17 protein-coding genes are annotated in these 23,015 nt (G+C 61.3%); 5 read left to right on the forward strand and 12 right to left on the reverse strand.

Annotated features, from left to right (window positions below; translation table 11 throughout):
- Positions 1 to 316: 316 nt before the first annotated feature.
- From aroK to AB1S50_RS02710, 6 genes are read right to left on the reverse strand one after another with little or no spacing between them, the layout of a single operon-like run.
- Entirely contained in the window at positions 317 to 844 is a 528-nt protein-coding gene (gene aroK, locus AB1S50_RS02685) for a shikimate kinase AroK (protein WP_367149021.1), read from the reverse strand.
- The gene (gene pilQ, locus AB1S50_RS02690) at positions 844 to 3,060 is read right to left on the reverse strand and encodes a type IV pilus secretin PilQ (protein WP_367148849.1); all 2,217 of its coding nucleotides are present in this window, start codon (positions 3,058 to 3,060) and stop codon (positions 844 to 846) included. The genes aroK and pilQ overlap by 1 nt, the downstream gene beginning before the upstream one ends.
- Complete coding sequence (locus AB1S50_RS02695; RefSeq protein ID WP_367148850.1) at positions 3,060 to 3,590, reverse strand: pilus assembly protein PilP; 531 nt, start codon at positions 3,588 to 3,590, stop codon at positions 3,060 to 3,062. The genes pilQ and AB1S50_RS02695 overlap by 1 nt, the downstream gene beginning before the upstream one ends.
- Complete coding sequence (gene pilO / locus AB1S50_RS02700; protein WP_367148851.1) at positions 3,587 to 4,210, reverse strand: type IV pilus inner membrane component PilO; 624 nt, start codon at positions 4,208 to 4,210, stop codon at positions 3,587 to 3,589. The genes AB1S50_RS02695 and pilO overlap by 4 nt, the downstream gene beginning before the upstream one ends.
- Before the next feature lie 11 nt (positions 4,211 to 4,221).
- A complete protein-coding gene (locus AB1S50_RS02705; protein WP_367148852.1) occupies positions 4,222 to 4,815 on the reverse strand; it encodes a PilN domain-containing protein in 594 nt (197 codons plus the stop codon).
- 2 nt (positions 4,816 to 4,817) lie between these two features.
- Complete coding sequence (locus AB1S50_RS02710) at positions 4,818 to 5,894, reverse strand: pilus assembly protein PilM (protein WP_367148853.1); 1,077 nt, start codon at positions 5,892 to 5,894, stop codon at positions 4,818 to 4,820.
- 153 nt (positions 5,895 to 6,047) lie between these two features.
- Between AB1S50_RS02710 and AB1S50_RS02715 the strand changes: the two genes are divergently transcribed.
- Complete coding sequence (locus AB1S50_RS02715) at positions 6,048 to 8,699, forward strand: penicillin-binding protein 1A (protein WP_367148854.1); 2,652 nt, start codon at positions 6,048 to 6,050, stop codon at positions 8,697 to 8,699.
- Positions 8,700 to 8,896: 197 nt separating this feature from the next.
- On the opposite strand, the gene AB1S50_RS02720 is transcribed toward AB1S50_RS02715, so the two are convergent.
- The 6 genes from AB1S50_RS02720 to pilG form a co-directional block, all read right to left on the reverse strand.
- Positions 8,897 to 9,379 (reverse strand): chemotaxis protein CheW, encoded by a 483-nt coding sequence (locus AB1S50_RS02720; RefSeq protein WP_367148855.1) that lies wholly within the window; start codon positions 9,377 to 9,379, stop codon positions 8,897 to 8,899.
- Between the two features lie 29 nt (positions 9,380 to 9,408).
- Positions 9,409 to 15,390, reverse strand: a complete 5,982-nt coding sequence (locus tag AB1S50_RS02725) for a hybrid sensor histidine kinase/response regulator (protein ID WP_367148856.1) — start codon at positions 15,388 to 15,390, stop codon at positions 9,409 to 9,411.
- A 120-nt stretch (positions 15,391 to 15,510) separates the two neighbouring features.
- On the reverse strand, positions 15,511 to 17,649 hold the full coding sequence (locus tag AB1S50_RS02730) for a methyl-accepting chemotaxis protein (protein ID WP_367148857.1): 2,139 nt from the start codon (positions 17,647 to 17,649) through the stop codon (positions 15,511 to 15,513).
- Positions 17,650 to 17,799: 150 nt separating this feature from the next.
- Positions 17,800 to 18,342: a chemotaxis protein CheW gene (locus AB1S50_RS02735; RefSeq protein WP_367148858.1), complete on the reverse strand. Its 543-nt coding sequence runs from the start codon at positions 18,340 to 18,342 to the stop codon at positions 17,800 to 17,802.
- A gap of 17 nt (positions 18,343 to 18,359) precedes the next feature.
- Positions 18,360 to 18,722, reverse strand: a complete 363-nt coding sequence (pilH, locus tag AB1S50_RS02740) for a twitching motility response regulator PilH (protein ID WP_367148859.1) — start codon at positions 18,720 to 18,722, stop codon at positions 18,360 to 18,362.
- A 475-nt stretch (positions 18,723 to 19,197) separates the two neighbouring features.
- Entirely contained in the window at positions 19,198 to 19,593 is a 396-nt protein-coding gene (pilG, locus tag AB1S50_RS02745; protein ID WP_067084389.1) for a twitching motility response regulator PilG, read from the reverse strand.
- 425 nt (positions 19,594 to 20,018) lie between these two features.
- Here pilG and gshB point away from each other — a divergent pair, with 425 nt between their 5' ends.
- The 4 genes from gshB to ruvX are packed head-to-tail and all read left to right on the forward strand — an operon-like array spanning position 20,019 to position 22,996.
- Entirely contained in the window at positions 20,019 to 20,975 is a 957-nt protein-coding gene (gene gshB, locus AB1S50_RS02750) for a glutathione synthase (protein WP_367148860.1), read from the forward strand.
- A 46-nt stretch (positions 20,976 to 21,021) separates the two neighbouring features.
- A complete protein-coding gene (locus tag AB1S50_RS02755) occupies positions 21,022 to 21,930 on the forward strand; it encodes an energy transducer TonB (RefSeq protein ID WP_367148861.1) in 909 nt (302 codons plus the stop codon).
- A 59-nt stretch (positions 21,931 to 21,989) separates the two neighbouring features.
- Entirely contained in the window at positions 21,990 to 22,574 is a 585-nt protein-coding gene (locus tag AB1S50_RS02760; protein WP_367148862.1) for a YqgE/AlgH family protein, read from the forward strand.
- Entirely contained in the window at positions 22,574 to 22,996 is a 423-nt protein-coding gene (ruvX, locus tag AB1S50_RS02765; RefSeq protein ID WP_367148863.1) for a Holliday junction resolvase RuvX, read from the forward strand. Before AB1S50_RS02760 ends, ruvX begins: the two co-directional genes overlap by 1 nt.
- The last annotated feature ends 19 nt before the right edge of the window (positions 22,997 to 23,015 follow it).

Below are 23,015 nucleotides of genomic sequence, written 5' to 3' on the forward strand. Positions count from 1 at the left end.
TCCGTCTTGAAGGCGGGGAAAGCTCGCCACCAAGGCCCGTAAGGGTAAAAAATGGCCTTAAATCGTCTATTTGGGCCGAGAATTGCGGATTCAAACGATTACCGTGTTTGAATCTGGCTGAAAATCAACAGCCTGCTAGGGCCTCTTCACACTAAATGATCCCGTATCGATTGGATTGCCGCCCCTGAAAATCGGCGCAATTATGGGAAAGGGCTTGCGCCTGCCTGCTCCTGACGACGGCATATCCCTGTACCACATTAATCCGGCGACTAGTTGAGCTGCCGGATTAATAACAGAGGGCGCGGAGAGGAAGGCATCAATCGCCCGGCGTAGGCGTCTGGGACAGGCGCTCAATCACCAGGTCCACCGCCTGGCGCGGTGAGCAGTGATCCGTATCGCAAATAATGTCCGCCACCTCCCGGTACAGCGGATCCCGCTGATTCAGCAACTCCACAATACGCCGTTGTGGATCGGCAACCTGGAGCAGGGGACGATTGGTATTCTTGGCGGTGCGCTTGAGGAGCTGGTCGGCGCTCGCCTGCAGATAAATCACCAGTCCGTGCCTGCGAAGCTGGCGGCGGTTTTGCTCGTCCAGAACTATGCCGCCACCGGTCGCCACAACCTGTGTGGGGCCCTGGCACAGCTCCTGCAACACCTCACTCTCCCGGCGGCGGAAGCCGGCTTCCCCCTCCACGTCGAAAATCCACGGTATATCGGCACCGGTGCGCGCCTCCAGCACCCGGTCGGAGTCGGCGAACGGCAAGCGCAACTGAACGGCCAGTAATTTGCCGATGGTGGACTTGCCGGCCCCCATGGGGCCGACAAGAAAGATGGAACGGCTGATCACTTGGAGAAATAGGGTTCGTCTTCGACGATGCGCGGAGTAATAAACATCAACAGCTCCCGGCGGTCGTCATTGCGGTTGGTTCGCTTGAACAGACGGCCCAGATAGGGAATATCCCCCAACAATGGGACCTTGCTCTCGCCCTCGATCACCTGGCTCTCGAAAATGCCCCCCAGCACTATGGTCTCGCCATTGCGCACCAGGACCTTGGTCTGCAGAGAGTTGACATTAATTGAGGGAATCGAGCTGCCAGTCACCAGGTCGGTAAACAGCTCACCCACACTGTTCTGGTCTATCTGCAGATCCATAATGATGTTGTTATCGGGGGTTATCTGCGGGGTAACGTTGAGTTCCAGCACCGCCTCGCGGAAAGTCACCGACGCCGCACCGGAAGAGGTGGCCTCCAGGTAGGGAATTTCCACCCCAGACTGGATATTGGCCTGCTGCTTGTCACCGGTCACCACCCGCGGCTGCGACACTATCTCCGCCTTGCCCACGTCTTCCAGGGCCGACAGTTCCAACCCCAGAAACAGGTTGTCCTTCAGTATCGCATAGGCGATGTTGCCCACCGATTGCGCAACACCGAGATCGACCAACAGCGGGTCGTGGGAGGACTGGGGTGCATCCACATCGGGGCCGGCCCCATCGGCATCGCGGATGTCCGCTATCTGACTGCCGGAGCCTATGCCGATTTTGCCGTCGTCGATGTCATGGTTCTCAGTGTAGTGCCAGCGCACCCCCAGTTCCCGCGTAAAGTCGGTATTGGCATTGACTATCCGCGCTTCGATCATCACCTGCCGTATAGGGATATCGATAGCGTCGATCAATTCCCTAAACTGAACAATCTTTTCTTCCGTATCGGTCAGAATAATCGTGTTTGTGCGCTCGTCGACGATGGCGCTGCCCCGGGAGGAGAGGATGCTGCGTTGATCTGCATCATCCCTGCCGCCGGCGAAGTTACCCTGATTGAGGCCGCCACCAGCGCCTCCCTGCTGCTGGCCGGAGAAGAGGCTGAACAACTCCCGCGCATCCGCATAGCGGACCTGAATATACTCGGTGCGCAGGGGTGCGAGTTCTTCCAACTGACGGCGTGTCTCCAATTCCTGACGCTCACGCTCGGCGATCTCCGCCGCCGGGGCAACCATAAAGACATTGCCTTCCTGACGCTTGTCCAACCCCTTTGCCTTGAGAATCAGATCCAGAGCCTGGTCCCAGGGTACCCCGTCGAGCCGCAGGGTGATACGGCCCTCTACGGTGTCACTGGCAACCAGGTTGAGATCGGTGAAGTCGGCGATCAGCTGCAGCACCGAGCGCACTTCGATATCCTGGAAGTTCAGCGACAGCTTCTTGCCGCTAAACTGGAATTCCTTTTCCTGCGCCCGTACCTGCGCCACTGTTAGCGGCTTGACGCTCAACACATATTCGTTATCGGCCTGATAGGCAAGGTAGTCGTAGTCGGCCTTGCCGGGGTCTACCGCAATGACGGTGTTGCGGCCGTCATAGTCGACGGTGATCGATTGCACCGGGGTGGCGAAGTCAGTGACATCGAGGCGCTGGCGCAGGGTGTCCGGCAGATCAGCGCCGAGAAAGGTCAACAGAATCCGACCTTTGGTGCGCTCCACGTCGATGTTCACCGCCGGATCGGAGAGACTGATAATCACCTTGCCCTCACCGGCCTCGCCGCGGCGGAAATCCACATTGCTGATGGCCACGTTGCTGGCGGCGCGAAAGTGCTGCTGGCCCCCGAGGTCCAGTGCCTGGTCGCGATTGTGGGTGGTCACCGGGGCTGTGGCCACCGACGCGGTGGTGGCCGAATCCGTCCCTATCTCCAGCACCACCTGGTTGCCCTGGCGCTCGCTGGTATACACCGGCAACTTATCCAGATTGACGATCAGGCGGGTGCGGTCCTCGCCGGATACCACCACAGCGCTGCGGGCCGCACCTATGCCGAGGGCATATTTCTTCTGCGGCAGGGCGCTCTCCACGCCGGCAAAGTCCAGAACGATACGGGCCGGTTGCTCAATGGTGTAGCCGGTGGGTTCCGGCGGTATGTCGCTGAAAGTCAGCCGAAGCTGAGCCCGGCTCCCCGGCAGTTCCGAGAACTGGATATCATTGAGCTGATTGGCCTGCGCCTGGGACACCGCAGGCGGCAGCACCAGGCTGAGCAACACTGCCCCGGCGGCAACCAACACTTTGGCGAGTTGCTGTTTGATCATTATTGGTTGTCCTTCTCTTCCAAAGTCAGGGCCCGCGGCCGTTCAATCCAGCCCCCGGTACCATCCGGCACAACTTCCAGCACATCGAGTTGCGAGCGAGACGCGTTGATCACACGACCGTAGTTTTTACCCAGATAATTCCCTACCGTGATGCGGTGTATACCGCCGTCACCATCATCCACCAGCGCCCATATCTGACCGCCCCAGGAAAGGGTGCCGACCATGGACAGAGCGTCGAAATTAAAGCTCTCCAGCAGTTCCCGCTGGCGGTTGGTATCCGGTGCAACCTCCAGCCGGCGGCCCTTCGGGCCCTGGTCGCCCTCGAGGATGGGGCGGCTAAAGGGGCTGTGCAATGCCGCAGCAGCGTATACATAGGGGCTGTAAGGGGTAAAAGTCGGTATTGGCTCTATCTGGCCGCGGGGCTTGTTCTTCACCGCCGCCATGCGCTGGCGCAAGTCCGCGTGATTGTTGTGCTGGCTGCAGCCGGCCAGTGTCAACAGGGCAATTGCAAGGGCAGTGTATTTCATCATCCCTCCTCGTCTCCCTGCTCTTTATAACGGTAGGTCTTGGCATTGATCACCATATTCAGCAGCGTCGCCCCGTCCTTGCTGTTTTCGATAGAGAAATCGTGCAGGGTGACGATGCGCGGCATACCGGCGATGCCACTGACGAAGGCACCGAACTCGTGATAGCCGCCCTGTACCTCGATACGAATGGGCAACTCCACATAGAAGTCCCCCACCTGCTCATCCTCCAGTGCTATCTTCTGAATGGTAAGGCCACTGCCGCGGCCAAAATCGTCGATATCCTCCAACAGTCCCGGCACTTCGGTATCTTTGGGCAGCTGTTCCAGCAGCGCACCGAAAGTCTCCTCCATCTCCGCCAGTTGCGTCCGGTAGGCATCCAGGTTGGCCGCCTCAAACGATGTTTTTTCAAACTGGGAAAAAAGCTCAGCTTCCTTTGTGACTGCCAGCTCCAGATGCTGGTAGCGGTCTCCGATCAGCGCATAGTAACCCCCACCGATCAGAACCGCCGCGATCAGCGTCAGCAGTGCGACGCGCCCGGCTATTGGCCAGACGCCCACGCGCGAAAAGTCGATATCGTTGATATCGAGTTCGCCCAGCTTTTTAAACGTATCTTCCAGTGCCATGTGAGGCCTCTCTATCCGGCCGCCGCAAGGGGCGCGTCCGCCCGCTGCTGGTCTTCTTCCTGCTTGCGCCCCGTGACCGTCACAGTCAGTTGAAAGGCGCTGGCCTGCTCACCGAACTCAGGTTTCGCAGTAACACCTGTCAGGTTTGGAGACTCGAACCAGTCCGACTGGTCCAGGTTGCGCATCAGTGAGGATACGCGGTTATTGGACTCGGCGACGCCCGCTATCAGAACCGTGTCACCGGTGCGCTGCAGGTTTGTGAGCCACAGGCCCTCCGGCACGGCGCGCACCATTTCGTCAAAGTAGCGCACCGCCAGCGGGCGGTTTCCCTGCAGCGCCTGAATGACCCGCATACGGTCGATCAACTGCTGGCGGCGCTTCTTCAGGTCCTTAATTTCCCGCACCTGTTTGTCCAGTGCGGAAATCTCCTGCTGAAGTAGCTGGTTGCGTGCATTTTGATTTTCGATCCGACCGTCAACGGTCTTCATCCACAAAAAGGTGCACAGGCCGGCGACGATGATCACCAGGACCATGACCTGCTGGAATTCCTTTTGTTTTTGAGCGCGGTATTCCTGGCGCCAGGGTAGGAGATTAATGGTCGCCATGATCAGAACTCCCGCTCGCGCATCGCCAGCCCGGCCACAATCATCATCGAGGGCGCCTCCCGGGCCAGCGCCAGGCGGTTGACCCGGGAGGCGACCGCCATGCCCTGAAACGGGTCTGCCACCATGGTGGGCTTGCCGAGTTTTTCACCCACCAGATCCACCAGTCCCTCCATCGCCGCGACACCACCGCCGAGCAGAATGTAGTCCACATCGCTGTAGGAGGTGGAGGAGTAAAAAAACTGCAGGGAGCGGGTAACCTGTTGAATCACCGCATCGCGGAAGGGTTCCAGCACTTCGGCATGGTAGTCGTCGGGCAGGCCACTGCCGCCCTGGCGCTTGGCCAGGCCGGCCTCCTCCGCCGAGAGTCCATAGCGGCGCTGTATCTCATCGGTGAGTTGGCGGCCGCCGAACAGCTGCTCGCGGGTGTAGACAGTCTTGCCGTCCACGAGAACCGAAAGGGCACTCATGGTGGCCCCGATATCCACGACTGCCACCACCAGCTGCTCCTGCGGAGGGAACTGGCCCTCCAGCAGGGTATAGGCGCGCTCGATTGCGTAGGCCTCTACATCCACCACCGCCGCCTGTAAATCGGCTTCCCCCAGGGCGGACACGCGCTGCTCCACATTCTCGCTGCGACAAGCCGCCAGCAGGACCTCCACCTGCCCCTCGCCCTTGTCCGAAGGCCCCTGCACTTCGAAGTCCAGGTTGACCTCATCCAGGGGATAGGGAATGTACTGATCGGCCTCCAGGGCAATCTGAGCCTCCAGAGCATCTGAGGACAGGTCTTCGGGCATCTCCAGGGTCTTAGTTATCACCGCCGAACCGGAGACCGCAACCGCAGCCTGGCGCAACTTGGTCTTGGCCCGGCGCACCACCTTGCGCACTGCCTCGGCCGTAGCGCCAACATCGTTGATATTTTTGTCCACCACTGCGTTGGCCGGCAGAGGCTCCACCGCATAGCACTCGACCCGGTATTTGTCACCGTTGCGACTCAGCTCCAGTAATTTGACCGCCGTAGAGCTAATATCGAGTCCCAGCAGGGCCTTTGGACCTTTGTTCAAAAAAGGGAGTATTCCCATTTTTCTTATTTTTTCCGCAGGTTATGAGAGTTTCATGTTATAGCACTTTAAATTACAGCAGCAACCGCCTTTTGCATAGGTATCGGCTCACAATATTCGTATAATTGGGTATCTGAGCCGTATTTAGACACCTAACCAGCCAGTAGCCAGTTCATGACTTTTAAGACCCGCAACCGCCTGCTGTCACTGTTGTGGCTCAGTGCAGCGGGGGCCGCCGCCGCCGCTATGGCCTTCGCCAGCATCTTTCTCTATCTCAAACCGGGATTGCCCTCGGTGGAGAGTCTGCGCGATGTGCGCCTGCAGACGCCCCTGCGGGTCTACTCCCGGGACATGGAGCTGATCGGTGAATTTGGTGAGAAGCGCCGCAGCCCCATCACCATCCAGCAGACCCCCGACCTCTTCATCAAAGCCATACTTGCCGCCGAGGACGCCGGCTTCTATGCCCACAACGGCGTCTCCATCAAGGGCCTGCTGCGCGCGGTCACCCAACTGCTGCAGACAGGTTCCATCCAGTCCGGCGGCAGCACCCTGACCATGCAAGTGGCTCGCAACTTCTTTCTGAGCCGGGAACAGCGCTTTGTGCGCAAGTTCAACGAGATTCTGCTCTCCCTGCAGATAGAGCGGGAACTCAGCAAGGACGACATCCTCGAGCTGTATATCAACAAAATCTTTCTCGGTAACCGCGCCTACGGTTTTCAGGCCGCGGCACAGGTTTACTATGGCCGCAACATCGACCAGTTGAGCCTGGCCCAGTGGGCCATGATGGCCGGGCTGCCCAAGGCGCCCTCAACTTACAACCCGATCGCGAATCCCAGCCGGGCCCTGGTGCGGCGCAACTGGATCCTCAAGCGCATGCTGGAGCTGGGTTACATAGATCAGGACGACTACAAGAATTCCGTCACCGCACCTGTCACCGCCAGGTACCACGGCCGGGACCTGGACCTGGATGCCCCCTATATCGCCGAAATGGCCCGCAAGGAAGCGGTTGAGTTGTTCGGTGACAAGGCCTATACCGACGGCTATCAGGTGATCACTACGGTCGACAGCAGGCTGCAGCGGGCCGCCCGCGACGCACTGCAAAGGGGGCTCGAGACCTATGACGCCCGCCACGGATACCGGGGTCCGGAGGAGCGCCTGGACCCCGCCCAGCTGCAGGACAGCGACCAGCTGGTCGACCTGTTGCACGAAATCCCGGTGCTGGGTGGCTTCGAACCCGCGGTGGTGACTGCGGTGACAGAGCGAAGCCTGCAGGTCCAGCTGCGGGACCGGCGGGTGGTTGAAGTGCCCTGGGAGAATGGCCTGAGCGATATCCGCCCCTACATTTCAGAGAATGCGCGCGGCGCGCGTATTCAGTCCGCGCAGGATATTTTTGCCCCGGGGGACCTGATCAGGCTGAAACGGGTGGAAGTCACTTCCGCGAGTGCGGAAGGCGCAGCGCCGGATCCCGGCACCAGCCTCAACGGCGCAGATTCGGGCCCGGATCCCTTTGCGGACCCGGAGCCAGATGTCGCGGCCGCTGAACCCTTGTCGCGGGAGGAATGGCATCTGGGACAGGTACCGGCGGCCCAGGGAGCTCTGGTTTCACTGGACCCGGACAATGGCGCCATCCGCGCCCTGGTGGGTGGCTACGACTTCCACCAGAGCCACTTCAACCGGGTGACCCAGGCAGCGCGACAGCCCGGGTCCAGCTTCAAGCCCTTCATATACGCGGCCGCCATTGAACGCGGCTATACCGCCGCCAGTGTGATCAACGATGCCCCGATTATTTTCGAACAGGCCGGCTTGCAGGATGTGTGGCGTCCGGAAAACAGTGAAGGCGACTTCCGCGGCCCGACCCGACTGCGCGTAGCCCTGTACAATTCACGCAATATGGTGTCGATCCGCTTGCTGCAGGCACTGGGTATCGATAATGCCCTGGACTATGTGGAGCACTTTGGTTTCGAGCGCAGCAAACTCGCTCGCAACCTCACCATAGCCCTGGGCAGTTCGGCACTCACCCCGCTGGAGATGGCCCGCGGCTACGCCGCCTTCGCCAACGGTGGCTATCGGGTGGAACCCTATCTTCTGGAGCGGGTGCTCGATGTGAACGGCGAGCCTGTCTATCAAGCCCTGCCGTTGACAGTCTGCCGCGACTGCCCCCTGCCCGGCAGCGAAACCCTGCAGCGGGAGCCACTGGACCTGGCTGACACCAGTATCCCGGCAAATACTTCCGAGCCCGGCGAAGAGCCCATCGGCCTGGGCACAGAGAGCCCGGGCGCAGTCGAGGCGGAGCAGGCCCGCCCCCAGGCGCCGCGCGCCATGTCACCGGCAACCAGCTACATCATGGACTCGATGCTGAAGGACGTGATCAAGATGGGCACCGGAAGAAAAGCGCTGGTAATGAAGCGCGGCGATATTGCCGGCAAGACCGGGACCACCAACGGACCCAGGGACGCCTGGTTTTCCGGCTACAGCCCCTACCTGGCCACCAGTACTTGGGTGGGTTTCGATTCCAACGGCGAATTGGGCAAGAACGAATACGGGGGCTCGGCGGCACTGCCGATCTGGATCGACTTTATGTCAACCGCACTCAAGGGACTACCGGAACGGCACCTGGCACAGCCGGACGATATAGTCACAGTGCGCATCGATCCCCGTACCGGCAGGCGCACATCCGGCGGTGGGACCTTCGAGATTTTCCGCAGCGACCGGGTTCCCGGCAGGGGTGCTTACAGCTCTTATCGCCCGGCCTACCCCGACGGACAACAGACCCCGGAACCGCCCAACGGACAGGAGCAGGAATCCGTACCAGAGGAACTGTTCTAGCAGGTTGTTGAAAAAGCCTTCCCCGGCTTTCCTCAACCCGGGTTTGCGATGCATGTCCGCAAACCCTCCACGACAAATCAAGCAGTTACATGTTTGATTTGCGGCCCGAACATCCCTGCTCGGGACAGCAGGCTGCTGAAAAGTACTTTTTCAACCGCCTGCTAGGGCCTGTTCACACTAACTGAGCGGGTTTGTTGTTACTGCCGGCTGCGGTATTCCAGGCAGGCGCGCTCAATTTCAGTCAGATCGGGAATCACCACCACTTCTCCGGACAGCGCCGCATGCATCAGCTCTCCCTGCTGACAGTCCTGCTCGCGGGGCGCCAGCTCCTCCGGTGTCACCCGCACCAGTCTCGGCGTGCCTCGCAGCCAGAGTGCAATAAATGGCAGTTGTTGCTGTGCGCTGCCGGTATTCAGCACGGCAACGCGGCCGCTGCTGCTCATTGCGGCCAGATCGCCGCCGCGCAGCACTTCGAAGGAAATTAGCGGTAGCTGTTGTTCACGCCAGGTGAGTTCACCCAGATACCAGGCGGGGGCATCGAAGGCGGACACTGGGGTCTGAGCGCCTATCACCTCCGCCAATGTGTCCACCGGGACCAGCAGCTGGCCATCGTGCAGGGGCAGCAACAGGCTGCTCACTTCCCGGGGCGTGTCCACCGGCAGCGCCTCAACTCCACTCATTGCAACTTTTTCCCGCTGTTCGTGTTTGTCTACGCAGTGGCCGCTTCGGCGATGTATTCGCGAATCGTCTCCAGCAGCACTTCCTCCTGGTAGGGCTTGCCGAGATAGTGGTTTACCCCCAGGGATGTGGCGTGGTCGCGATGCTTCTGCCCGGTACGCGAAGTGATCATGATGATTGGAATATCCTTCAACCGGCTGCTGGAGCGGATATGCCGCGCCACCTCAAAGCCGTCCATACGGGGCATTTCGATATCCAATAGAATCAGGTCGGGGATATGGTCCTGCAACTGAAACACAGCGTCCTGGCCGTCCTTGGCAGTGGCGACCACAAACCCTTCGCGCTCCAGGAACCTGGACGTCACCTTGCGCACCGTCACCGAGTCGTCCACCACCATAATCTCCCGCTGGCGCTGGTCCGGTTCCGGCTCCGACGGGGGTTCCAAACTGATTGTCGGCATCTGCGGGCGCGCCTGCTGTACCGCCCACTGGCGCAGCAGTGCGTGGGCATCGAGAATGACTACCACAGTGCCATCGCCCATCACCGTCGCGCCCGAAACCCCCTGTACGCTGGCAAACTGCGGCCCCAGGCTTTTCACCACAATTTCGCGGCTGCCCATGATGGCATCCACCTGCAGTGCCATGGCATGCCCCTCCGAGCGCACCAGCAATACCGGTAGCCGCATGTCGGTGAAGCCCAGTTTTGGCTGGGCGCCGGATTTCAGCAGAGCGCCAAAATAACTGACGCTATAGGATTCACCCGCATAGTCAAAGTGCGCCTCCTCCGAGCGGTAATAGTGCTCCAGCTCAAACGGACTCAAGCGCACTATCCCCTCGATGGTGTTCAGCGGCAGCGCGAACAGGTCCTCACCCACCCGCACCATCAGCGCCCGGTTGACGGATACCGTAAAGGGCAGGCGCACCACAAACTGGGTGCCTATGTACTGCTTGGAGCTGATATTCACGGAGCCACCGATCTGCTTGATCTCGGCCGAGACCACATCCATACCCACTCCGCGCCCGGATATCTGTGTCACCTGCTCGGCGGTACTGAAACCGGCCTGGAGGATAAATTGCAGTATCTCGTTGTCGGACAGCTCCGCTTCCGGGCGCATAAGGCCCTTTTCCACCGCCTTTTGCCGCACCTTGTGCAGATTGATTCCACCGCCATCGTCGCCGATGGTGATCACCACTTCACTGCCTTCCCGCTTGAGCACCACATCGATGCGGCCGCGCTCCGGCTTGCCGGATCCCGCGCGCACATCGGGCAACTCGATCCCGTGGTCCACCGCGTTGCGCAGCATATGCTCCAGGGGCGCCACCATACGCTCCAGCATGGAGCGGTCCAATTCCCCTTCCACGTTGGAGAACACCAGATCCACCTGCTTGCCGAGTTCCGAGCTCACCTGCCGCACGATACGGCGCAGCCTGGGCACCAGCCGTGAGAAGGGCACCATGCGGCTGCGCATCAGCCCCTCCTGGAGCTCGGTGTTAACGCGGGACTGCTGCAGTAGCAGCGTCTCGGTATCGCGCGCCTTGTTGTTCAGCGTTGTGCGCAGCTCCATCAGGTCCGAAGTGGATTCCAGCAGTGAGCGCGACAGCTGTTGAATGGAGGAGTAGCGGTCCATCTCCAGCGGATCGAATTCATCGTCGTGTTCCGCCAGCTGCTCCTGCCGGAACAGAACCTGCGCCTCGGTCTCCAGGTCCAGGCGGCGCAATTGTTCATTCAGGCGCAGCAAAGTGGAATCCATTTCCTCCAGGGCCAGGCCGAAATCACTCATTTGCTCTTCCAGCCGGCCTCGGGAAATGGAAGTCTCACCGGCGAGGTTGACCAGTTCCTCCAACAGCTCTGCGGCCACCCGCACCATTTCCTGTGGCTGGCTGCGGCTTGGCGCGGTAGCCTCCCGCCTGTCCTGGCTCTCCTGCCTGCGCACGAACGGCAACACATTGCCCGCCGGTTCTGCGCCCACCTGTGGGGATTGCACAAGCGCGGGAATTTCGTCCAGTCCGGCCCCGGATTCAGGCCCCGGCGCCTCATCACCGGTGACCGGCGCTGTCACTTCATCGGCGACCTGCTCCGGAGCGATTGACTCCAGCCCATAATCCTCGGGGTCGGCATCCTGCGCCAGCTGCTCGTCAGCCCAGTCGGTGCTGAGCAGCTGGTTGAAAGCGTCCAGTTGTTCTCCCGCCATCCAGGCGCGGACCGTTTCCAATCCGCCTGCGATGCAGTCATAAATAGCGTGGGCATCGGTAAAAAATTCCGCCGGCGGCTCCGCCGCACTCTGCATCCCCTCGATGACACTTTCGAAACGGTGTGCCACTTCGCCGAGACCCATCAGGCCGGCCATACGCGCACCGCCTTTAAAGGTGTGCAATGCGCGCTTGAGCGCCTCTCTGACAGCGTCATCTGCAGGCAGTTGCTCCCAGCCCTGGATCAGCTCTTCCAGCTCTTCCACCAGGTCACCGGCCTCCTCCATAAACACATCGACCACATCCGGGTCCACCTCAATGGCGGGGGCGACAGGTTCCTCAGAAGCTTGGGTCAATGGCACCGCAGCGGTTGCGAACGACTCCGCGGGGCCGGATTCCGCCCGGTCCGGCAAAGTTTCGATCTCCCAGTCCCGGCCATCTTCGCCGGTCTGCCTATGGCTGTCCCCGGCCTCGAAACCCGGTGCCTGGGGTAATGTATCCGCGTCGATACCCAGTTCAGACCAGTCGTAGTCGTCCTCACCTCCCAAGTCACTCTGGTCCTGGGCCAGGTTGCGCAACGCTTCTCCCACCGCTACGCTGACTGGCGGCAAGTCCTGCGCAGCAGCCACCGCATCAACCAGGTCCAGCAGTTCGTTGTGGCCCTGCTCCAGCGCGGCCCACAGCGCCGGCTCCTCCTCCAGGTGGCCGTCGATAACCTTGCAGTACACCTGTAACAACAGTTGCGCCAGCTCCGCCAGCGTCGGCAGCTGCGCTTGCTCGGCAGCCTGATGCAGAATCCGCAACTCGTCGACGACGGGATGCAAAATGGATGTGTCGCCGGGGTGCGCGCGCCACTGGGACAGCATCTGGTCGGCATCCAGGAGTACGCGCATGCCGTCGGCCATGATCACTGCCAGCAATTGGGGATCCACCGCACGGGGCTCACTGGCCTCGCGCTCGCGAATCAAATGGCCCACCGCCCGCTCCTGTAATTCGGCCACCCGCGCCAGGAACTGCTCCGACTTTTCGACCAGCAGGGAATCTCCGGCCCGGATCTGCGCCAACACCTCGCGCACATAGTCGGCGCCATCGCTGATCAGCTCGTAAACATCCCCATCAATGGAGACCTGATAGGTGCGGAGCTCCTTGGCGAATCGCTCCAGCGGTCCAATAATCTGCGCTACCGGCGTTACTTCCGCCATGTGCGCAGACCCTTTCAGGGTGTGCAGGGCCCGGTGCAGAGGGTCCGACGGCACGCCGTAAATGGGAGCCGCTGCGCGCATTTCCCTCAAGAATTCTGCCACTGTGGCCAGGTGAGTCTCCGCCTCCTGGGCAAAGATCTCCCACAACTGGCCCATCTCATCATCCACTTCCCCCTGTGGGACCGGTTCGGGCTCAAGGGCATCCGTGGTTGCATCCAAATCCAGTGCCGCAACCGCGGAAACTTCAGCGCTGGCGGCCAGCAGGCCGGGCGGCACTTCCCCACGGGCGAGGCCGCCAGCCCAGTCCTCCAGCTGTGCGGTTCGCCGCGGATCCGGATCACCGCTACCCCGACGGAAGGCATCCACCATCGATGGCAGCTTTTGTCTCACCAGCTCAATCAGTTCCACCTGGGCCTTGTGGGACTTGACGGTCTTGTCGAGCACGCGGTTGAGCATATTCTCCACCGCCCAGGCCAACTCGCCAATCTCAAGCGCCTCCACCATCCGGCCCGAGCCCTTGAGGGTATGGAAGCCGCGGCGAAACTCGCGCAATGCCTCCAGATTGGTGAAGTCCGACGCCCATTGGGGAAAGTATTCGCCGATGGTATCCAACACCTCACCGGCCTCCTCGAGGAAAATAGCCAGGATCTCCTCGTCGATCAGGCTGTCGCTGTCCTCCTCGGGCACCGCCGCCGGCGGCACTTCCCCAGCGGGGTGCGCCCCGGTGGGCAGAGCCGGCGCTTGGTAGGGGTCGCCGACCTCTGTGGACAAGTCATCACCGGCAACAGCTCCGTCGCTGTCCTCCGTTTGAACACTCTCGGCAACAGCCACCGGTGCCGTATCAACGTCGGGGGCGACTTCTTCAGCAAAAATTGTGGTGGGAGTTTGCCCGCCGGAATCCGCGCTCTGCGCACCGCTGCTCAGTGGTTTTATCTCTGCATCTGCCCCGGCGTTCACAGGCACCACTTCTTCCGCCACTGCAAACCCCAGTGCGGCGACGCTGTCCTCCGCCAGTGCCAGCAGCATGGTGGCTTCCTCAGCCCCTTCAGCACGGCGTTCGAGGTAGTAATCGACACTGGCAATTGCGTCCGCAAGGGTGTCCAGCACTTTCCATTCGGGCTCTGCCGCCGAAGCCATCAGCTGTTCGCAGATATAGCGGCGGCAGGCGGACACAATGTTCGCCGCTCGACCATAGCCGGCCATCTCCAGACCGCCGAGCACCTCCTGTAATCGCCCGGGCACACGGGCCAGGTAACTCTGGTCCCAGTGACTGGCAATGAACTCGACAATGGACTCTTTGACCGTCTCCAGCTCCGCGCGCACTTCGCGCACCACCGTATCGGTGGCATCGCCCATCAGCGGCGGCTGCTCCTCGTGTACTTTTCTCGCCAGCACCGCGCCGAGGGATGCATCCAGCTGCACCAGTTCCGCGGCCGCACGCATCAGCAGATCCTGGTTGTCGGCAGTGCGGGAGGCATCCCGCACCGATTCGTAGACACGGCGGGCCCGGGCGCGCTGGTCCTCCAGCCCCAGGACTCCCAGGGTATCCGCAAGGCGCTTGGCAACTGCGACGGTAGCCGCCAGCGGTGGGCTCTCGCCGGTGCCGCTATTGGGCTCAAGTGCGTCGCGTACTGTCTGCACTTCCTCACGCAGAGCCGCGATCACCGTGCCCAGTGCCTCTGGCCCCATGGCCAGTGCGTCCTGGGTATCGGGTCGCGGGGTACCCGGCACGGCGCGATCGAGGGCGAAAGTCCCGTAAATGGACTGGCAGCGGGGGCCGTTGGGGCCGGCCAGGAATACGTAAAACAGCAGGTTGCGGACCAGGTCCCGGTCCAGACCGGCGTCCAGAACCCGGGCGCCCCGACCCTGCAGCAGGCGGAATTCAACATCGATACGGCGCAGCAGCTGGCGCAGCGCCGGCATCACGTTGATGCGGTGCTCCCCTATCGCTTCAAAGATCGCCAACAGGATTTGCCACAGGGGACGGCGGATACTGCCGCTGTACAGCAGCGACATCTTTTCGGCCACCTTGACCAGATACGCCAGGCTCTCACCACCATTGACGTCCCGGATCAGTCCGGCGCCCGCCACATGGTACATTTTGCGCAGCTTGCCCACCAATTCGGTCAGCTTGGCGCTGTCTCCTGTGAGTGCCGGATGCTCCCCAGTTGCCATTTGCAGCGGGGACAGATCCGGTGAGAAGAGTGCACCCTCTGTAATCAGGCGCTCGCGCCGCACGGCGCGCAGGTCGTTCAGCAGGGGCAGAAGGAGCACGGGGGTATCGCGCCGCTGAAAAACTGCTTTCTCAAGGTAGAGCGGCAGTTCCAGCAGGGCGCGCATCAGGAATTCCTGCGTCTCCTGCGAGTTCTCCACATCGCCGCTGGCCAGGGCCTGGACCAACTGCTCCATCTCCTCCGCCAGCATCGCGGCCCCGGCCAGCTCCGCCATATGCAGACTGCCGTGGACCTGGTGAATCAGCTCCAGACAATTTTGCAGGGGCAGTGGGTCGGCAGAGGAATCAGACGCAAATGCCTCCAGTTGTTGGCGCGCCTGCACCAGGGTCGCGTTGATTTCGTCCCCAAGCCAGTCCAGGGCCTGGAAGTTCGGATTGTCGTGACTCACGCCAAGCCCTCAATAATTCTGTCGGTTAGCCGGAGCAGTCCAGCCAGCCTGCCCAGAGGCCGCCGGCGGGTCAAAACTGTCGGCACCCGTTATACCCCGGTCGCAGTCCAGTGCGGCCTGTCAGGCCAGTGCCCGGTCGCTGTGGTTTTCATCAGCCTCCCCGCCATCCAGCAAGGGGAAGTCGTCCTCACCCATGTCCGGCAGTGCTACATCATACATCTCCGCACCGTCCCCCAGGTTTTCCTCGCTCGGCAACTTGAAACCGGCGACGGAGTCCCGCAGCGTATTGGCGGTGGTGGCCAGGTTACCGATCGACTGGGCGGTGGCCTGGGTACCGGCAGAGGTCTGCGAGGTGATCTCCTGGATCACATTCATGGTGTTGGAAATGTGGCCCGCCGAGGACGCCTGCTGACGCGCCGCGTTGGAGATGTTCTGGATCAGAGTGGCCAGGTTGCCGGATACGTTCTCGATCTGCTCCAGGGCCACACCGGCATCCTGGGCCAGGCGGGCACCGCGCACCACCTCGGAGGTGGTCTGCTCCATCGAGATTACCGCTTCGTTGGTATCGCTCTGAATCGCTTTTACCAGCGCCTCAATCTGTTTGGTCGCCGCGGCGGAGCGCTCCGCGAGGCGCTGGACCTCGTCCGCCACCACGGCGAAGCCCCGACCCGCATCCCCGGCCATGGATGCCTGGATGGCAGCGTTAAGTGCCAGGATATTGGTCTGGTCCGCAATGTCGTTGATCAGGCTTACGATATCGCCGATCTCCTGGGAGGATTCACCCAGTCGCTTGATCCGCTTGGAGGTATCCTGGATCTGTTCGCGGATGTTATCCATGCCCTTGATGGTGTTTTGCACCACCTTGGCGCCGTTGCTCGCGATCTGTACCGAGCGCTCGGCCACCTGGGCCGACTCGGCGGCGTTGGCGGATACCTGGTCAATGGTTACCGCCATATCGTTCACGGCGGCGGAGGCGCCGGCAATTTCCTGGGCCTGGTGCTCCGAAGCCTCCGCCAGGTGCAGGGCGGTCTGCTGGGTTTCCTGCGACAGCCCGGATACCTCCTGCGCCGCACCGGTGATCCGCGATACCAGCACGCGCAGCTGGTCGATGGTGTAGTTGATGGAGTCCGCGATGGCGCCGGTAAAGGCCTCGGTCACCGTGGCGCTGGTGGTCAGGTCACCGTCGGCGAGATCCGCCAGTTCGTCCAGCAGCTGCATGATCGCCTGCTGGTTGCGCTCGTTGGTTTCGGATTCCGTGCGCAGGCTGCGGCGGGTACCGGAGAAGGCGGCGATCATCATGCCGAAGATCAAGAGTACAAAGACGCCGGCGATGGCCGCAATAGTCTGGTTGTTCGGCTGCCGCTCACCCGACAGGGAGACAATGCTGTCGTTGAGGCTGCTGAGGGCTTCCAGCAATTCCGGTGATGACGCGACGATACCGTCAACCGCCTGGCGCGTGGCGAACAGTGCCGGGGTGGACTCGAAGATCTCCCGTACCGAGGAACTCACTATGTCAAACAGCTCGGCAATTTCGTCCAGTGACTGCAGGGCTTCCTGATCGGTGATGCGCGGGATACCCAGCATCAGATCACCGGCCCTCATACCGTCCACCACCTTACCGAACAGGCTCGCATCGGTGTTGAACTGGTCCGCCGCATCCTCGGCGTCGTCACCACCCTGCAGCATTCTGTCGATGTTCCGCCCGATCCGCTCTGCGCGCCAAACCTGCAATTGCGCCTGCTCCACCTGGTTGGCGGGGGCATTGTTGGCCAGCAGAATTTCAACAATGTTGTTGTGCTCCGCCTGCAGTTCCGGCAGTGAGTCGTTGAGCGTCGCGGCGACATCGTTCAGAAAGAGAATGGACTCCCTGTTGCCGAGGATCGTCTCCACCTGATCCCGCACCCGCTGCCATACCTGGCCGTACTCGGCGAGCTCTTTTTCGAGTGCCCGGCGGGTGGCGGCGTCTGCGCCCTGTAGATTGCTCCAGGCAGACGTCATCTCCCGCACCACTGTTTGCAGTTCGACAAACGCCTCCTGGTCTCCCGCGGTAGCGGCGGGGGCATAGGACACCACCTGATAGGACAGGGCGCGCAGTTCGGCAATCTGCTGCAGATATTCCTTGTCCCTGTCGTCCTGGGTCTGCACCAGATAGATGCTGACGATCAGTCCCGCCAGAGTGGCGAGCACCAGCAGGCCCATAAATAGCGCGGCGGGGTTGCTGCGCAGTGCGGACAGTGAGCTCTGGGAGCCTCTTTTCATAGTTTACTCCTGGCGGGCCTGTGTCTCAGGCCAATTCTCTTCACTAGCAAAATTAGAGTTGTTCGCACTGCCCACAGCTATCGTTTGTCCGCGCGCAGGATGGGTGGCGACGGACACCTCCGGATAGTCTGGCATGCCATATCCTCCACCTCAGCTGGCGGCTGCATCCATAAATTGGCCGTCATGTAACAGCGATGGAATATCGAACACCAGCCAGCGCCCCTGCGGCAACCGAAACTGGCCGTTGACCATAGGGGCAAATGACTCCGGCAAATCCTCCGGTGCATGATCCGCATAGTCGAGCGCAAGGTGTTGCATTCCGTACAATTCGTCGACGATCAGCCCCGCGTACATCTTGTCCCGCTCCACAACCAGAGCCCGGCGATTCTGCTGTGGCGCAGTCAGCTGGCCGCGAAAAAAAACCGCAAGGTCGATCAGTGGCAGCAGGCGTCCGCGGACATTGGCCACACCCACCACCCAGGGCTGCGCCCCGGGCACAAAAGTGTGTTGTGGAACCTCCAGCAACTCCACCACGTCTTCCATGGAGATCACGAACCTGTGGCCCAGCAGCGAAAAGCCGATACCGTTCCAGAAGGGTTTAATCTCCTGGCGTCCGGGCAGGTCAACAGTCCGGCTTTGGGCGCGCCTGGCAATATCCACCAGCGCGAGATAGGGGTGGAGTTTCGACTGCACAGAATTTTGCAGCTGGCTTACGCCAACACCTCCGCGATGGTTCCAAGAAGCTCGCGCTCACAAACGGGTTTGGTCAGGTAAGCGCGCGCGCCCTGGCGCAATCCCCAGACACGGTCCGTATCCTGATCCTTTGTGGTCACGATGATAATCGGTATCCCACTGGTGCTCCCGTCCTTGCTCAATTGTCGGGTGGCCTGAAATCCGTTCAGTCCGGGCATCACGATATCCATCAGAATTACGTCCGGGTGATGCTCACGGGCGACGTCGAGGCCACTGTCACCGCTGGTGGCGGCAATCACAGAATGGCCGTTTTTTTCCAAAATAGTGGTTAGCTTGTGTGTTTCCGTTGGCGAGTCGTCAACGATAAGTACTCGGGCCATTTTTTCCCCCGCGACAGATTTAAAACCACACTGCTGCGCGGCTAACGCGGCGGTGCGGTGCTTGGTGCAATTACGCCTGCAGCAAAGCAGGCTGCCCGACTCACTTTATCTGCGCACAAAAACCGGCGCGAATGTGACGGCATGCTTATTTTCCCGGCCTCTCACTGGCCTATGGCGGCACAACCCCGTGTCGCACAGTGACCCCGGCGCTTTCATTGCGACACCGGGCTCAAAGGCGGGCACCGAACAACCCGGCCCCCACAATCTCTATCAGTATTATTTGCTTTCCGGCAGCTGTCTGCTAGGCGGCCTTGCGGTCATTCCAGCGCACAGCGCCACTTTTTTATTTTGCCAAGCTTCCGTCACACCCTTTTATGTTATGCCGGACCTCTCGGCGACCGGCAAAGCTATCAACCAAACCTGCCATTCAGAACTCTGTCGCCGGCCATATGCCGGCGCTAAGGAAAAGCCCGACCTAAGCGGCATGGTGGGGCTTGGCATGTGCAGAAATTGCCCCCAGGAGCTCGCTTTTGCTGAATGGCTTGGTTAAATATTGGTCACACCCGACGACACGCCCTTTCGCCTTGTCAAACAGGCCATCTTTACTCGAGAGCATCACCACCGGTGTGGAGCGAAACTCGCTGTTGTTTTTGATCAGTGCGCAGGTCTGATAACCATCCAGCCGCGGCATCATAATATCGACAAATATGATGTCGGGACGCGAGTCGGCTATCTTGGCCAGCGCATCAAACCCGTCGGTGGCCGTTACCACGGTACACCCTGCCTTTTGCAGCAGGGTTTCCGCAGTGCGACGAATAGTCTTGCTATCGTCGATCACCATCACCGTCAGGCTTTCCCAGTTAAGCTCCATAGTGTTTTCCGAATCCCCTGTTTAATTTTTTCCGGCGCGGCTACAGAGATTGCCAAAAGCGCCGTTTTTCTTTGCGTTCAGGGCATGGGCGCCCCGGTGGAAACTCTTCCCCCGGACCACGCATTGAATAGAACTTTTATCATATAACCCCGGGTGAATCCACCGGCATCCGGCGCGCGCCTCCACTTCGCTTAAAAATTCGCCGCCGGTCCCGTCGGGAACAAAAAGGCCACAAAACCGGCAATTGCCGCTCCGGCCAACCCTGTTGTGCGGGGCTATGTCCCGGCACCCCTTGCCACGCCGGCCCGCATCCGGCGGACACCCGGGGAAAATTAAAGTTGCACCCATCGCGGGCACCTCTTAACTTACCGGCCTGGCAAACAAATGTATCTAACGTAACAGCCCCTCCCGGCACGGATACCTTTATGCGTTACTCCCTCGGCGTGGTGATGGATCCCATCGCCCATATCAACTTCCACAAAGACACTTCCCTGGCGCTGCTGCAGGCGGCACAGGACAGCGGTTTCGAGCTGTTTTACTTCGAGCCGTCGGACCTCTACCTGGACGGCGGGCGCGCTATGGGCTCGGGTCGCTCCCTAAAGGTATTCGACGACCCGGCACGCTGGTTCGAACTGGGGAATCCCAGTGAATGCCAGCTGGGCCGCCTGGACGCGATGTTGATGCGGGTGGACCCGCCCTTCGACAACGAATACCTCTACGCCACCTATATTCTGGAGTCCGCGGAGCGGGAGGGTGCATTGGTGGTCAACAGGCCGCAGTCTCTGCGCGACTGCAACGAGAAGATCTTCGCCACTGCCTTCCCCCAGTGCTGTCCACCACTGATTGTCAGCCGCGATATGGCCCGGCTGCGCGCCTTTCACGCCAAGCACCGCGATGTCATTTTCAAACCACTGGACGGCATGGGTGGCAGCGGCGTTTTTCACTGCAAACCCGATGGCGCCAACCTGGGTGCCATCCTCGAACTCCTGACCGATCGCGGCGCCAGGCAAATTATGGGACAGCGCTATATCCCGGAAATCAAGGACGGCGACAAACGCATTCTGGTAGTCGACGGCGAGGCAGTCCCATACTGCCTGGCGCGCATCCCCGAGGCCGGTGAAACCCGCGGCAATCTCGCCGTCGGTGGTCGCGGCGAAGCGCGGCCTCTGTCGGACCGGGACCGCTGGATCGTCCAGCAGGTGGCGCCCACCCTGAAAGAGCGCGGTTTACTGTTTGTGGGTCTGGATGTAATCGGCGACTATCTGACCGAAATCAACGTAACCAGTCCTACCTGCGTGCGGGAGATCGACGCCGCCTACGGCACTGACATCGGCGCCCTGCTGATGAGCGCCATCACAGACCGGCTGGCGCAAAAGGGGTAAACTCGGCGGTCCACAGCCGACCGGACCGCAAGCGACAGCAATCCTCATGAACGTGACCGGTAGTACCGCTCAGCACCTGGCAGTCCAGCACGACCGTTTCGTATTCGCGCTGTTTCTCGCCTGCGCACTGCACGCAATAGTGATTTTCGGTGTGGCATTTGCCGCGCCCGAAGCACCCCAGGCACCGCCAACTCTGGAGGTGACCCTGGCCCAGCACCGCGCCGCGCAGGCGCCCGAAGACGCCGACTATCTGGCCCAGCACAACCAGCAGGCGAGCGGCACCGCCGAAGCCCCCCGGGAGCTGTCCAGCAACCGCCGCGCCGAGATTGCCGACAGCGTCATCCGCGACGTCAACCCCCTTCCCCAACAGCGGGCGGCCAGGCCTGCCGAACAGCGCCGCCAGGTGATCACTACCACCGGCGCCAGCCCGGTGCAGGCCACCGAATCACTGGCGGAGGATAAACCGTCCGCACAGCGGCGCGGCGATGCGCCCGATGACCTGCCACAGCTCAACCCTGAAATCGCCAGCCTGCAGGCGCGACTGGACAAGATTCGCCAAACCATCGCCCGGCGGCCGCGGGTGCGCCGCCTAACCTCGGTGGCCGTCCGCGCGTCGGCGGATGCAGCCTACCTGCACGACTGGCGACAGAAGGTGGAGGCGGTGGGCAATGACAACTTCCCACAGGAAGCACTGCGCCGGCAGATTACCGGAAATCTGCGTATGATGGTGCGACTGCTGCCCAACGGTGCCGTAGAGAAAGTGACCATCCTAAAGTCCTCTGGCGAAGCGGTATTGGATGATGCCGCACAGCAGATAGTGCGGCTGGCGGCACCTTTTCCACCCTTTCCGGCGGAGATCCGCAAGTCGGCGGACCGCCTGGAAATCATTCGCACCTGGCGCTTTGAAATGACCGGTCTCTCCACCGCTGCAGCCGACCCACCCGGGCCCGGCTAGAATTGCAGTGACCGGCGCCGTCTCCCGCCTCTCCAATAACAGCTTTTGAACCAACGCCTATGCACCTTAGCAATATCGACAGCGACCTGACCCACGGCAGCCTGCGCGGCCAGTTTCTTCTCGCCATGCCCGGGATGCAGGATCCGCGCTTTCACCAGACCATCGCCTTCGTCTGCGAGCACAATCCGGAGGGTGCCATGGCGATAGTGGTGAACACACCCAGCAAGGTGACCTGGGGCCAGGTTTTTGCACAATTGTCACTGGAAGATTCCAGCCTTCGCGGCGACGAGGTGGTGATGCTGGGCGGACCCGTATCACCGGAGCAGGGCTTCGTGCTGCACGGGGCCGGGGTCGGCTTCGACTCGACGGTGGAGGTCAACCGGGAAATCAGCCTCACCGCATCAAAGGACATACTCGAATCCCTGGCCATAGGGCGCGGCCCCGATGATGTGTTACTGGCACTGGGCTGTGCCGGCTGGGGGGCCGGCCAGCTGGAGCAGGAGCTGGCAGAGAACGCCTGGCTCACCCTGCCTTCGGAACCGGAAATCCTGTTTGCAACCCCGTGGCAAAAGCGCTGGCAGACAGCGGCCGCGCGCCACGGCATAGACCTCGCCGGCATGGGCAGCCAGGCGGGGCATGCCTGATGGCCGCATTGGTCACCGCACTGGCATTCGATTTCGGCACCAAATCCATTGGCATCGCCTTCGGCCAGAGCCTCACCGACAGTGCGCGCGAACTGCCGCCCCTGCCCGCCAGAGATGGTAAACCCGACTGGCAGCGACTGCAGCAGTTGGTCGACACCTGGCAGCCACAGGTACTGCTGGTGGGACTGCCCCTCAATATGGACGGCAGCGACAGCGCATTCGGAGCCAGGGCGCGCAAGTTTGGCCAGCGCCTGCACGGGCGCACGGGCCTGCCGGTAGAGTATGTGGATGAGCGCCTGAGCACCCGCGCCGCCAAAGAGGAAGCCGCGGCCCGGGGCCACAAGGGTAACTACGCCGACAGCCCGGTAGATTCCATCGCCGCGCGCATCATCCTGGAGGACTGGCTGCGGGCCCGCGCCTGACACAGGGTATTTCATCAAG

Source organism: Microbulbifer discodermiae, assembly GCF_040742695.1.
Classification (GTDB): domain Bacteria; phylum Pseudomonadota; class Gammaproteobacteria; order Pseudomonadales; family Cellvibrionaceae; genus Microbulbifer.

What these genes read in the sequence shown, in the direction of transcription:
- pilQ (WP_367148849.1), bottom strand. Translation starts at nt 3,060, where the DNA reads ATGATCAAACAGCAACTCGCCAAAGTGTTGGTTGCCGCCGGGGCAGTG.
- AB1S50_RS02695 (WP_367148850.1), bottom strand. Translation starts at nt 3,590, where the DNA reads ATGATGAAATACACTGCCCTTGCAATTGCCCTGTTGACACTGGCCGGC.
- pilO (WP_367148851.1), bottom strand. Translation starts at nt 4,210, where the DNA reads ATGGCACTGGAAGATACGTTTAAAAAGCTGGGCGAACTCGATATCAAC.
- AB1S50_RS02705 (WP_367148852.1), bottom strand. Translation starts at nt 4,815, where the DNA reads ATGGCGACCATTAATCTCCTACCCTGGCGCCAGGAATACCGCGCTCAA.
- AB1S50_RS02710 (WP_367148853.1), bottom strand. Translation starts at nt 5,894, where the DNA reads ATGGGAATACTCCCTTTTTTGAACAAAGGTCCAAAGGCCCTGCTGGGA.
- AB1S50_RS02715 (WP_367148854.1), top strand. Translation starts at nt 6,048, where the DNA reads ATGACTTTTAAGACCCGCAACCGCCTGCTGTCACTGTTGTGGCTCAGT.
- AB1S50_RS02720 (WP_367148855.1), bottom strand. Translation starts at nt 9,379, where the DNA reads ATGAGTGGAGTTGAGGCGCTGCCGGTGGACACGCCCCGGGAAGTGAGC.
- AB1S50_RS02730 (WP_367148857.1), bottom strand. Translation starts at nt 17,649, where the DNA reads ATGAAAAGAGGCTCCCAGAGCTCACTGTCCGCACTGCGCAGCAACCCC.
- pilH (WP_367148859.1), bottom strand. Translation starts at nt 18,722, where the DNA reads ATGGCCCGAGTACTTATCGTTGACGACTCGCCAACGGAAACACACAAG.
- pilG (WP_067084389.1), bottom strand. Translation starts at nt 19,593, where the DNA reads ATGGAGCTTAACTGGGAAAGCCTGACGGTGATGGTGATCGACGATAGC.
- gshB (WP_367148860.1), top strand. Translation starts at nt 20,019, where the DNA reads ATGCGTTACTCCCTCGGCGTGGTGATGGATCCCATCGCCCATATCAAC.
- AB1S50_RS02755 (WP_367148861.1), top strand. Translation starts at nt 21,022, where the DNA reads ATGAACGTGACCGGTAGTACCGCTCAGCACCTGGCAGTCCAGCACGAC.
- AB1S50_RS02760 (WP_367148862.1), top strand. Translation starts at nt 21,990, where the DNA reads ATGCACCTTAGCAATATCGACAGCGACCTGACCCACGGCAGCCTGCGC.
- ruvX (WP_367148863.1), top strand. Translation starts at nt 22,574, where the DNA reads ATGGCCGCATTGGTCACCGCACTGGCATTCGATTTCGGCACCAAATCC.